The sequence below is a fragment of the Pseudomonas sp. B21-054 genome (assembly GCF_026016345.1).
GTDB lineage: Bacteria > Pseudomonadota > Gammaproteobacteria > Pseudomonadales > Pseudomonadaceae > Aquipseudomonas.
The window spans coordinates 4,259,902-4,271,718 of the sequence record NZ_CP087204.1; the positions used below are offsets into that span (position 1 = coordinate 4,259,902).

At 61.4% G+C, this 11,817-nt stretch carries 9 protein-coding genes (1 of these 9 only partly in view); 6 read left to right on the top strand and 3 right to left on the bottom strand.

The genetic code is table 11. From position 1 onward, the window contains the following. The 3 genes from LOY70_RS18335 to LOY70_RS18345 all read left to right on the top strand — a co-directional run. Window positions 1-2,754 carry the end of a non-ribosomal peptide synthase/polyketide synthase gene (locus tag LOY70_RS18335; RefSeq protein ID WP_265028788.1) on the top strand. Its footprint begins 15,060 nt before the window's first position, so 2,754 of the gene's 17,814 nt are visible here — the last part of the coding sequence; the start codon falls outside the window, past its left edge; its stop codon occupies window positions 2,752-2,754. Beyond that, window positions 2,744-4,090 carry an MFS transporter gene (locus LOY70_RS18340; protein WP_265028789.1) on the top strand — a complete coding sequence of 449 codons (1,347 nt, stop codon included), beginning with the start codon at window positions 2,744-2,746 and terminating at the stop codon, window positions 4,088-4,090. The genes LOY70_RS18335 and LOY70_RS18340 overlap by 11 nt, the downstream gene beginning before the upstream one ends. Before the next feature lie 202 nt (window positions 4,091-4,292). Next, the gene (locus LOY70_RS18345; protein WP_265028790.1) at window positions 4,293-5,102 is read left to right on the top strand and encodes an isocitrate lyase/PEP mutase family protein; all 810 of its coding nucleotides are present in this window, start codon (window positions 4,293-4,295) and stop codon (window positions 5,100-5,102) included. A 210-nt stretch (window positions 5,103-5,312) separates the two neighbouring features. Here LOY70_RS18345 and LOY70_RS18350 read toward each other — a convergent pair whose 3' ends face one another. Continuing rightward, on the bottom strand, window positions 5,313-5,768 hold the full coding sequence (locus tag LOY70_RS18350) for a hypothetical protein (RefSeq protein ID WP_265028791.1): 456 nt from the start codon (window positions 5,766-5,768) through the stop codon (window positions 5,313-5,315). Between the two features lie 214 nt (window positions 5,769-5,982). Next, window positions 5,983-6,963, bottom strand: coding sequence for an AraC family transcriptional regulator (locus tag LOY70_RS18355; protein WP_265028792.1), 981 nt, complete (start codon window positions 6,961-6,963; stop codon window positions 5,983-5,985). A gap of 315 nt (window positions 6,964-7,278) precedes the next feature. On the opposite strand from LOY70_RS18355, the gene LOY70_RS18360 reads away from it, so the two are divergent. Further along, the gene (locus tag LOY70_RS18360; protein WP_265028793.1) at window positions 7,279-7,989 is read left to right on the top strand and encodes a hypothetical protein; all 711 of its coding nucleotides are present in this window, start codon (window positions 7,279-7,281) and stop codon (window positions 7,987-7,989) included. Between the two features lie 222 nt (window positions 7,990-8,211). On the opposite strand, the gene LOY70_RS18365 is transcribed toward LOY70_RS18360, so the two are convergent. Beyond that, window positions 8,212-8,997, bottom strand: a complete 786-nt coding sequence (locus LOY70_RS18365; protein ID WP_265028794.1) for an alpha/beta fold hydrolase — start codon at window positions 8,995-8,997, stop codon at window positions 8,212-8,214. Window positions 8,998-9,150: 153 nt separating this feature from the next. Here LOY70_RS18365 and LOY70_RS18370 point away from each other — a divergent pair, with 153 nt between their 5' ends. After that, window positions 9,151-10,329, top strand: coding sequence for an iron-containing alcohol dehydrogenase (locus tag LOY70_RS18370; RefSeq protein WP_265028795.1), 1,179 nt, complete (start codon window positions 9,151-9,153; stop codon window positions 10,327-10,329). A gap of 22 nt (window positions 10,330-10,351) precedes the next feature. Continuing rightward, window positions 10,352-11,791 (top strand): NAD-dependent succinate-semialdehyde dehydrogenase, encoded by a 1,440-nt coding sequence (locus tag LOY70_RS18375; RefSeq protein WP_265028796.1) that lies wholly within the window; start codon window positions 10,352-10,354, stop codon window positions 11,789-11,791. Window positions 11,792-11,817: the final 26 nt, after the last annotated feature.

Sequence of the window (11,817 nt, forward strand, 5' to 3'; positions counted from 1 at the left end):
GAGACCGGCGTCACCGTGCTCAACCAGACGCCCAGCGCCTTCTACGCCTGGATGAAGCAGACCCGCGCCGAACCCCATCGCCTGCGCTGCATCATCTTCGGCGGCGAGGCCCTCGATGGCGCGGCGCTACGGCCTTGGTTCGAGCGCCCGGACAGCCAGGGCACGCAGTTGGTGAACATGTACGGCATCACCGAGACTACAGTGCATGTCACCTACCAACCCATCGATGCCGCCCACTGCCACGCCGGGCTGGCTCCCATCGGCCGGCCGATCCCCGACCTGCGAGTCTATCTGCTCGATGAGCGGGGCGAACTGGTGCCCCGCGGCGTGGTGGGCGAGCTCCACGTCGCCGGGCCGGGCCTGGCCCGCGGCTATCTCAACCGTCCAGCGCTGGACGCCGAGCGATTTCTTCCGGCGCGCTTCGCCGGTGGCGAGGGCGAACGCCTCTACAGAACCGGCGACCTGGCGCGTTGGAGCAGCGACGGCACCCTGTACTACCTGGGACGCAACGACCAGCAGGTCAAGGTGCGCGGCTTCCGCATCGAGTTGGGGGAGATCGAAGCACGCCTCACGGCGCTGGACGACGTGCGTTCGGCGCTGGTCCTGGCACGCCAGGACGAACCCGGCGATCCGCGGCTGGTCGCCTATCTGCTCGCCGAACCGGCCCGCCAACTGGAGCCAGCGGCGCTGCGGTTGGCACTGGCGGAACAGTTGCCAGCACACATGGTGCCCGGCGCCTATGTGCAACTGGAACGATGGCCGTTGACCGCCAACGGCAAGGTCGACCGCGGCGCCTTGCCCGCGCCTGACCAGCACGCCCTGCAGCAGCGTCCCTACGCTGCGCCCCAAGGCGCCACGGAAAGCCTGCTGGCACAACTCTGGGCACGGTTGCTGGGGGTCGAGCAGGTGGGTCGCGAAGACAATTTCTTTGCCCTCGGCGGGCATTCGCTGCTGCTGGTGCAAATGCTCGACGCCCTGCGCGAACAAGGCCTGGGCGTGTCCGTGGGCGACTTGTTCAACGCCGCGGACCTGGCGGCACTGGCTCGTGAAGTGCGGCCCCTGGATGCCCAGGACGTCGACCAGCAGGCGCTACTGTGTATCCGCGCCGGCACGGACCAACGAGCCCCGCTGTTCTTCATCCACGAAGGTACCGGCGAGGCGCTGCCCTACGCTCGCCTGGCCCGCTACCTGGACCCGGCGCTGGGGATATACGCGGTGCAAGCCGCCGCCGAACTGGAGCAAGGCATCTGCAACGAGGCCCTCGCCAGCCGCTACATCGCGCTGCTGCGCAAGGTCCAACCTCAGGGCCCATACTGGCTCGCCGGCTGGTCGGCGGGCGGCCTGCTGGCCTATGAAATGGCCCGCCAACTGCGAGGCGAGGATTGTCCGGTGGCATTCGTTGGCCTGATCGACAGCAGCCAGCCGGGCGCACTGCGCGCCGCGCCGGTGACCCTGGACTTGGACGATGACGCACTGCGCCAGCAACTGCTCGCTTATCTGTCGCAGCACTGGCGCAATGGGGCCGGCCACGAGCCGGGGGACGCCTGGCACGCTGGCCTCGACCTCGATGCGCTGATCACCACGGCCCAGGAACGCGGCTGGCTGCCCGGCGGCTTTGACCGCCAGACACTGGACCGTCGCGCCCGCCTCAACCTGACCCTGCGCAACGCCATGGTCCGCTACCGGCCGGCGCCCCTGGGCCTGCCGGTGCACTTGTTCAGCGCGACTTCGCCTGTGCCGGGGTTGTCCAGCCCGAACGGGCTTGGGGCCGATTGGCAGGCTCTGCTGGGCAACGATCTGGTGGAGCAACGCATCGAGGGTGATCACTGGTCGATCATGCGTGACCCCGAACCGCTGCAACACCTGGCCCAAGCGCTGGAGCAGGCCTTGAGGCAGGCCGAACGGGATGTCGACGAACCGCGCGGCGGTCGTAGCGGCTTTGTCTTGCAGACCGGCGCGACGCAGGCGCCTTGCCTGTTCATGATCCCCGGTGCCGGGGCCAACGTCGCCAGCTTCGTGCCGTTGATCCAGCAGTTGGATGTGCGCTTGAACGTGGTCGGCCTGCAGGCCCGCGGCTCCGACGGGCGCTGCGAGCCCCACGGGACGGTGCCGGCGGCCGCCAGCGCCTATGTGAAGGAGATCCGCAGACAGCAGCCGGATGGCCCGTATTACCTGCTCGGCCATTCGTTTGGCGGCTGGCTGGCGTTCGAAGTGGCCCGTCAGCTGCTGGCCGAGGGCGCGTTGGTGGCGCCCGTGGTGTTGCTCGACAGCCGCGCGCCCGGCCCGCGCCTGGCCAGCGACGCGCGCCACGCCCTGGCCCGTTACGTCGGCTTGCTGGAGATGGATGCCGGGCGCGACCTGGGCCTGGACATCGACCGCCTCGCCAGCCTCGAAGTCGACGAGCAATGCGCTCAACTGCTGGCGAGCATGCAAGCGGTCGGGCTGATGCCGGCGCAAGCCCGGGCCGATGCGTTGCGCGGACCACTGCGGGTGTTCCAGGCCAACCTGGCGACGCAGTACCAACCAACACCGCCCTACCCCGGGCCCGTGGTACTGGTCGAGGCTGGCCAGCACAGCGCCGAACCGGACGACCCGGCGCGACGCTGGGAAGCGTTCGCGCCCAACTGCAGGCGGCAAGTGCTCGAGGATTGCAATCATTTGTCGATTCTCAAGTCCCGCGCGGCGCCGGCCCTCGCCGGTTTGCTGCGGCACCATTGGCCCGCGATCGAGGCGCTGCCGAACCATGGCGATTGAACCTTCGCTACGCCCCTGGCTGTGGGCCTGGGGCGCCCAGGTCGCGTCCACCCTGGGCTCGGCCCTGGCGGCGTTCAGCCTGGGGATCTGGTTGCTGCAGCAACACGGCAGCGTCACCGACTACGCCTGGGTCATCGCCCTGTCAGCCTTGCCCGGACTGGTGCTGGCGCCGCTGGCCGGGTGGCTGGTGGACCGCTGTGAAGCGCGTGCCTTGCTGTTGGGCGTGGAAGCTTGTAGCGGCGCGGCGGCGCTGGCGCTCTGGTGGCTGTTCGAATCCAACGCCCTGGATCGCTGGCAGGTGTACGCCTTCGCCGCGGTGAACTCCAGCACCCTGGTGGTGCGCATGCTGGTGTGTCAGGCGGCCATCCCGCGACTTCTGCGCAGCCCCCAGGCGATCGGCCGGGCCAATGGCCTGATGCAAATGATGGTGGGCTTGCCGCAGTTGATCGCCCCCACCCTGGCGGCGCTGCTGTTGAGCAGCGTCGGGGTCGCGGGGGTGCTGTTGCTGGACCTTGGGGCCGTGCTGTTTTGCGCCACCGTCCTTGTCTGGATCGGCCTGTTCGTCAGCGCCGTGCGCGGCATCGGCCAGGGCCGCGTCGACTTCGAGGGCGGATCGTCGGTGGTCCTGACAGTGCTGCGTGGACGTCCGGCGCTATGGGCGTTGCTGGCCTACCTCGGGCTGGAGCACTTGATGCTCGGCCTGGCCTCGGCGCTGTTGTCGCCACTGGTGCTGGAACGCCACTCGGTGCTGGTGCTGGGCACGCTGATGACCTGCGGCGGCCTGGGCATGCTCGGCGGCTCGCTGTGGGTGGTGGCCCGGCCGCCGGTGCAACTGATCCGCACTGTATTGCTGGCCGACCTGCTGCTCGGCGCCGCCGTCCTGACTATCGGCGCCAGCGCTTCGCCGGTGGTGCTGTATGTGGCCGCCTTCGTCGCGTTCGGCTGTTTTTCCCTGAGCACTAGCAGCGACCAGAGTTTCTGGCAACGCAGCCTGCCCGCCGACGCCCTCGGCCGGGTCTTGTCGGCCCGGCAAATGGTTTGCCTGCTGGCAATGCCCATTGGCGCCCTGGGCGCCGGCGCATTGGCCGACGGATGGGCGATCACATGGATGAGCACAGCCGGAGAGTGGCAAGCCCGACTGGCGCCGTTGTTGGGGACGGGCAAGGTGGGCGGCCTGAGCCTGCTGTTTGCCGCGGCAGGTCTGTTGTATGTGCTGCTGGCCAGCCTGGGGCTGGCCTTCGGCCCCTTGCCGCGCCTGCAGCCAGGGTTGCCGTTATCCGGCGCGAAGCTCGACCAAGGACCTGGGGCAAGCGGCGCGACAGAGCCGACTGCTTAGAGCCCATTAAAAAGTCAGCAGCCTCAGAACTTCATGGCGCTGCGCTCGGCGCAATAATGGGTGGCTAGGTGATGATGAAACTCGGAACTGCCCGGCGGAATACGTGGAATTGAGCTTATCGAGCAACGTACATTGCACAACCGGCCCCTAACACGCCGCCCCTCGCCATAAAAAGCATAACTTTCAAAGGAATTGGATTGTCATGACCACACTGGATAACGCTTTTCACAATCTGCATCAAAACGGACTACTGGTCTTGGCCAATGTGGCCGATGCGGGCGGTGCGCGTATCGTCGAACGCTTGGGCGGCAAGGCTGTAGCGACCAGCAGCGCGGCCATGGCCTGGTCCCATGGTTATCAGGATGGCAACAAGCTGCCTCTCGACCTGCTGAGCACCACCGTCAAATCGATGGTACGAGTGCTCAACGTACCGCTCACGGTGGACATCGAAGGTGGCTACTCGGATGACCTGGAGCGGGTCGGTCAGGTGATTGATGCCGTCATCGCCGCAGGGGCGGTCGGGATCAACATCGAAGACGGGCTGGGCTCGCCAGAGCTGCTTGTCCGCAAGATCGACGTCGCGAGAAAGGTGGCGAATCAGGCGGGCGTCAAGCTGTTCATCAACGTACGGACCGACGTCTACCTGAAAAACCTGTTCCCCGCAGAACAACGCCTGGAGGAACTCCTGAAGCGAGCCGCACTGTATGCCAGCGCCGGAGCAGACGGCCTGTTTGCCGCTGGCGTGGTCGATTCGAACGAAATTTCCACCCTCTGCCAGGAGACCAAACTGCCAGTCAACCTGCTATCCCGGGATGGACTGCCCTCCCCTGAAGAATTGAAGCGCCTGGGCGTTAGACGACTCAGTGCGGGTTCCAGCATCGCCGAGTTTCTGTATGGTGCCATGGGAGCGTTGGTCCGCAGCTTCCTGGACAATGGCCAACTCGACACCCAGGCCTTGAAAGCCCACACATACGGCGAATTGAACGCTTTGATGGCGGCGAAAACCGAGTAATACCGATCCACGAACGAAGCCTGTCCGACCTAGGCGCCTTGATGACACAAAAAGCCAATCATCTGCAGGCTGTGTGAAAACCTACCGGTTGAAGAAAATGCCCGTATCGCAAGATACGGGCATTTTTCTTATGCGCTATATCCAAGGTGAAAATCGCCCCAGAGCCCTCTGTTTCCAGTGTCGCTGGACGAACTTAATGCCGACCACCACTTACCGTATCTGGTACAGCACAGCAGCCCCTGGCTTGGGTTCGAAAGCCGGCACAGTGCGCTGCTCAAGTGGCATACCCTTGGCATCCCAAACCAAGGTGTCCGAGGGGTACTCGTCTTTGCGGGTCATGGCGTCGATCTGCTTGGCGATCACCTCCGAGCTTGCAGGCACTTCGGGGTTCCATTCAAATACGCCAACTCTACCGTAGAACACAGCCGGCGCGTCGACATCGAGGCGCCGGTCGGGACACATGACCAGACCGCGATCAAGCATAACCCGCAACGCGCCGACAGGCACCGCCTTCACCGTGGGCGTGGTGCGCTCGGCGCTGTGGCCCGGGCAGACATTGGCCGAGCGAGTAACCATGTCCTCGACCACTTGACGATCAGATTGGGCCTGCGCCGAAAAGGCAACGGCAGACAGGGCGAACACTACAAGATTTGACTTCCAGGACACGCGAAACCTCCTATGGAAAACCTACTCCAACGTTGCGGATCGTCCCCCTGTAACAACAGTCAGTTGCCAGGGGGGCACACTTGAAGACAACCACGACGTTAATCTGTTCCGCTTGCTGATACACCCCACGGTGGTCACTTTGGAGCAGTTGGGGCCTTACGAAACCATTGCGGTCAGACCTCTCACATATTGAGAGGCGATGAGCGTAGCGCGGCTAGTCGAGCCGCCCACCCTTTTCCCGGGCGTACTTGATTTCTCTCGAGGGAGGGGCTCCGAAACGTCGCGCGTATTCGCGGCTGAACTGGGCGACGCTTTCATAGCCGACCCGCAACGCGGCGGTATTCACGTCGACCCTATCGGTCAACATCAGGCTGCGCGCGGCTTGCAGCCGCAACGACTTTTGATACTGGATGGGGCTGGTGCCCGTCAGCTTGCGAAACCGGTGATGCAGGGTTGAGCTGGCCATGCCTGATCGTTCGGCGAGGTCGGCCACATGCAGCGGCTTGTCGTAGTGATATTTCAGCCATTCAATGGCTCTCACGATGCCCTTGTCTCGGTAACCATCGCGAGTGACGCTGCGCAACAAATGCCCCGCCTCACTGAGCAGCAGCCTACCGTATATCTCCCGTTTGATAAGGCCCGACATCAAGCCTGCTTCAAGCGGCCGCTCGATCAGCGTGGAGAGTCGAGCGAACGCATCGAGCAGCTCACTCGTTGCCACGCCGGATACGAAGCCCCGTGCCTCATTAGCCGTTTCCTGCTTTGACGATTCCAGGGTCAGGATCACCTCGTTGAGCATGGCAAAATCGAGCTTCAACACAATTGATAAATAAGGGGTTTGCTCGCTAGCCGCGTTAACGCGAGCCAGTGTGGGTATATCGACCGAAGTGACAAAAAACGCCCCCTGCCCGAACTCACAGGCCTCCTCGCCGAACGTGATCTCCTTCGCGCCCTGCAGAATGATGGCCACGCAAGGCTCATAAATGCAGTACTTGGGTGTACCGGGTTCGGCCACTCGATAAAAGGCCAGACCTGGAATCGACGTCGTGCAAGCCTCGGCCAGGCCAATCTGCCGGGTTACTTTTTCGATAAGCCGTCTGAGTGCCTGAAGGCGTTCTTTGGGCTGAGCGGATTCGTGCATGCCCAGGGAATGCACATGGCTAAAACGGAACTGCGAGATGGAACCGCTCGTCATCACATGCGCCCCTATATACGGAATGCTCGAGTTTGCTGAGAGTGCGTGGCCAGCACAAGTGCATCGGCAGGATTGTGCAAAAGATATGGCGCATTAGGGTCACCCGGCCAACCCTCGTTGTTCTAACTTCTAGTCCGAATACCGGCTTCGATGAGCCCGTAATCCAGCAGGCTGCTTGGGGTGCGTTCGAGCAGGCTTTTACTTCCTCTCACGGCAATCACTCATATCCGTAACAGTGAGAATTCAAGGACCTTATTCTCCAGCCAATAACTGCGCACGCGTTCAAACAAGAACGCCAGCCTAAGGTCGCAATAAATGAAAAAACGAACGTCTCTCATGATTTCCGCAGGTCTACTGGCGCTCTGCAGCAGTGGTCACTTACTCGCGGACACACTTGTGCTCAGCGTTCCGTTGCCTGATCCACTTCCACAGTTGAAGGTTCTGACACTCCTTGTAGGTTTACACCTGCTCGGCATGTGCTTCGGTCTCGGCGGGGCGACGATGCTGGACCTCTGGATTTTGCGTTGGATGCGTAGGGGTAGCCTCCCCGTTGAAATCGGACGCACCTTTCACTTCGTCAGCGACGCGGTCACCCTTGGACTATGCCTCCTGTGGCTCTCAGGTCTTGGTTTCCTTGCCCTTTATGCGATGGAGTCGCCGGAAAAGTTTGAAAACCCTAAACTCTGGGCGAAGGTCATTGTGGTGATCGTTCTGACCATCAATGGACTCATCCTCCACGCGTTTGTGTTACCAGAAACACTACGCGACTTGAGTCGCCCCCTGCTCTTTGGCGTTTCCCGCAGGAGAGCTGCCTTATTTCTCGCAGCAGGCGCAGTTTCGGGTGTGTCTTGGTACACAGCTTTTGCCTTCGGCATTTTTCGTGAGTTAAACAACAGTGTCACATTCACCCTGTTGGTGATCATGTGGCTTACCCTGATAGTAGCCGCCTCTCTGGCAGCGATTCTGCTCTGGTTAAACTCTGCAGCGGGAGCAAGAAGATCGCCTTCGCTCAGCCCGCCGACCTGACTTTGGACCTGGCTTCGCTGCGTGGCTCGGAGTAACCCAGTTTTCGATAAAACCCGGGGGCCTGGCTTCCAGACAAGCCAACCGATCTCTCGCCCAATCGATAACGCTGCACTGAGGCGCCCAACAATTGCACCTGGGGGTTCCGCGGCAAGCGAACTTATGGGAAGAACGGTCAGGAGGCCTATAGGAACTCCGGCAAAGATATTCAGGCGAGTCGGTCGGTTAGCGAAATCGGGTAGCGGACGTATGTCTGGCGACAAAAGCTTGGACGATCCGTGCCAGGCCAAGGGGATCTTCGGCGGGCAGCAGGTGCCCACCCGACAACGAAAACAGATGGCCGTCGGGCAACTGCCGGTGCAAGGCCATACTGACCGCCATTGGGATCAATCGGTCATCCTTGCCAAGGATGACCGCTGTCGGACACTGGAGCTGCCGTACCTGCGACGACACGTCCAATGCAAGATTGAGTTTCATCTGGGCGGCAACCCCCGGCCAATGAACCCGTTGGTAAAAATCATCTATGCAAGTGGCCACCTGAACGGCGGAGAGGGTTCTTAACCAGGAAATGGAAAAGCCGCGCATCACAATGTCGGCCGCCAGTTTCCTCGGATGGTCCTCGAGCAGCCGTTGCCAATAGTCGAAGGTCCGGCACACTTGCGGCTCAAGGCCGCTGTCGAAAGGTGCGATCAAGGTCAGCGAATGTACCGGCCCCGCCATGAGCCTCGCCACTTCAACCGCCAACGCGGCGCCTAATGAATAGCCGACCAGATGAAAATTTCCCACGACGCGATCTCGTATGCGCCCGGCGATCGCCTTGCCCAGTTCTTCGAGCGTTTTTTCAACCGTGCTCCCTTGCTCCAAGCGCGACAGGTCAACAGCCAGGAGTCGGTATTGATCGTCGAGACAACCAGCGAATTTTCCCCACGTGGAAAGCGGACTTCCTGCGGTACCGTGAATCAGCACCAGACAGACCTGCCCCTCTGAATTCATCTCCACCAAATCCAGCACTTGCGCACCTTTTCCAGGACCGAACCTGACCCGATCGTAGCCGTTTCGCTAATTCTCAAAAGTCATTTTTTCTAAACCGAAGCTTCAGCTTTTGTGCGTTGTATCCCCCTTGCGAACGACCTAAAAAGGTCAAAAGGGAGGAACACCATGCAGATGAACAACCCCACATTCAATGCGCAGCAATTCAATGCCGACTGGAGCTACCCCACGCCTATCTGGTTCGGAGTCGAGCGGATCAATGAACTTGTCAATGGTTGTGTCTTCTTGGGCAAACACCGACCTTTGGTGGTAGTTGATCAGATACTGTTGGAGCATCCGCTTGTCGTGGGTGCCCTGGAGCGCTGCACGCAGGCGGGCATTGACCTCCGGATTTTCTCGAACTTCCGCTCCGACCCGGATACCGAGATGCTCGAGCAAGGCATCATTGCGTTCAATGAGCACGCCCGGGATCTGGTTGTCGGGATCGGTGGCGGCAGTGCTCTGGACCTGGCGAAAGCGATTGCCTTCATGGCCGTGCAAACCAAACCGACCTGGTCTTTCGAAAGCCTGCCCAATCTCTGGAAAGCCGCCAACGCCAACGTGCCGCCGATTATCAGCGTGCCCACCACGGCGGGCACCGGGGCCGAAGTTGGCCGAGCTGCTGTGCTGCTGGACAAACTGGAAAACCGCAAACGGTTGATATTCCATCCCAAGATGCTTTCCAGCCTGGTTATCGTTGATCCAGCCTTGACGCTGACGGTGCCTGCGGCGATTTCCGCGGCCGTAGGGATCGATGCGTTTACCCATGCTTTCGAAGCGTACTGTGCCACCAGCTTCCATCCCATGGGAGACGGCATCGCTCTGCAAAGCATGGGGCTGATCAAGGACTGGTTGCCGATTGCGGTCCAGGACGGAAATCATCTCCAAGCGCGTTGCCACCTGAGCGCGGCAGCGTTGATGGGGGCCGTGGCGTTTCACAAGGGGCTGGGGGCGGTCCACGCCATCAGCCACTCCATCGGCGGTGCGTATGGCACCCACCACGGCCTTACCAATGGCGTGATATTGCCCTATGTGGTCGCCTACAACCGTCCCGTCATCGAAGCCAAGCTGGTGCGGCTCAGTGAAATTCTGAACCTGGCGCAGCCAGGCTATGAATCCTTCATGGCGTGGCTCAAGGGGTTCCTGGCAAACCTCGGTATTCCCCGCCGTCTGCGCGACATTATCCACCAGCCGTTCGACGCAGAGCTCGTGGCCGACCTGGCAGCCGCGGACCCCACCGCCCGCACAAACCCGCAGATCCTTTCGGTACAGCAGTACAAGACCATCATCAACAACGCCTGGTCCGGGGACTGAGCGAACATAGCAAGGAGATCATATGTACAAGGACATAGGCCTGTTCATCGATGGCGAATGGCTCTACCCCGACGGGGACAAGCCGTGCCTCGACATCATCAACCCCAGTACCCACCAGACGCTCGGACGCCTGGCGTGCGCTGACCAGGACGACCTGGACCGAGCCCTGCACGCCGCCAGACAAGCGTTTGCACAGTGGAAAATGTCCAGCGCCGAAGAGCGTAGCAAGGTGCTCTACGAAGCCTATCGCATCATTTTGAGCGAAGTGGAATCCATCGCAGCGTCGATGACGCTGGACCAGGGCAAACCATTGGCTGAAGCCATGGCTGAAGTGCGGTTCTGCGCCGAACACGCCAAATGGCATGCCGAAGAATGCAAGCGAGTGTATGGACGATTGGTGCCGGCTCGAAATCCCAAGGTTCGTCAATCCGTGCTTAAACGACCGGTAGGGGTGTGCTGTGCATTCACCCCTTGGAACTTTCCTTTCAACCAGGCCATTCGCAAGATCTGTGCAGCCCTGGGGGCCGGTTGCACGCTTATTCTCAAGGGGCCCGAGGAAGCGCCTTCGGCCGTCGCGGCGCTCGCTGACATCTTTCACCGAGCTGGGCTACCTGCCGGCTGCCTGAACCTGGTCTGGGGCAATCCCGAACAGATTTCGAACTACCTGATCAACTCCGAGGTGGTCGCCAAAGTCTCTTTCACCGGTTCCATCGCCGTCGGGAAAAAGCTCGCGGCCCTGGCAGGGGCGAAGATGAAAAGGGTCAGCATGGAACTGGGCGGACATGCCGCGGTGATCGTCTGCGCGAGCAGCGATATCGACAAGGTTTGCAGCGTGTTGGTGGAGGCAAAGTTTCGCAACGCCGGACAGATCTGCATCTCCCCTTCCCGTTTTTTTGTCCACGAATCAGTGATCGATGAGTTCATGACCGCCCTTGTTGCCAAAACCCGTCGGGTCCAGGTGGGGGATGGCATGGACCCTGATACCCGAATGGGGCCTTTATGCAACGCACGCCAGATGGAGCGACTGCAAGCCCTCATCGATGACAGCCTGGCCAAGGGCGCGAGCCTGGTCATGGGCGGCAGTCGGATGGACCGGCCAGGCAACTATTTTCAACCGACGGTACTCGCCAACGTGCCATCCAACGCCCAATTGATGCAGGAAGAACCTTTTGGCCCGGTCATTCCGGTCGTTGCCTTCGATGATCTGGACACCGTAATAGGTGTGGCGAACGCGCTTCCCTATGGCTTGGCAGCCTACGGATTCAGCGAGGACCGGATCGAGTGCGCCAAACTCGCCGAGGGGCTGGAGGCCGGCATGATCTCCATCAACCATTACGGTCTCGGCATGCCGGAAACGCCCTTCGGCGGCATCAAGGACAGTGGTTACGGCAGCGAAGGTGGCGCCGAGACCTACGACAGTTATCTGTCGACCGTCCTGATCAGCGAACTGACTCGTCCCTGACTTGCGTTGCGATAGAGGTAATCGCC

Bases quoted from the DNA above. Each gene is read 5' to 3' on its own strand.
- LOY70_RS18375 (WP_265028796.1), top strand. From the start codon at position 10,352: ATGTACAAGGACATAGGCCTGTTCATCGATGGCGAATGGCTCTACCCC.
- LOY70_RS18345 (WP_265028790.1), top strand. From the start codon at position 4,293: ATGACCACACTGGATAACGCTTTTCACAATCTGCATCAAAACGGACTA.
- LOY70_RS18355 (WP_265028792.1), bottom strand. From the start codon at position 6,963: ATGACGAGCGGTTCCATCTCGCAGTTCCGTTTTAGCCATGTGCATTCC.
- LOY70_RS18370 (WP_265028795.1), top strand. From the start codon at position 9,151: ATGAACAACCCCACATTCAATGCGCAGCAATTCAATGCCGACTGGAGC.
- LOY70_RS18360 (WP_265028793.1), top strand. From the start codon at position 7,279: ATGAAAAAACGAACGTCTCTCATGATTTCCGCAGGTCTACTGGCGCTC.
- LOY70_RS18340 (WP_265028789.1), top strand. From the start codon at position 2,744: ATGGCGATTGAACCTTCGCTACGCCCCTGGCTGTGGGCCTGGGGCGCC.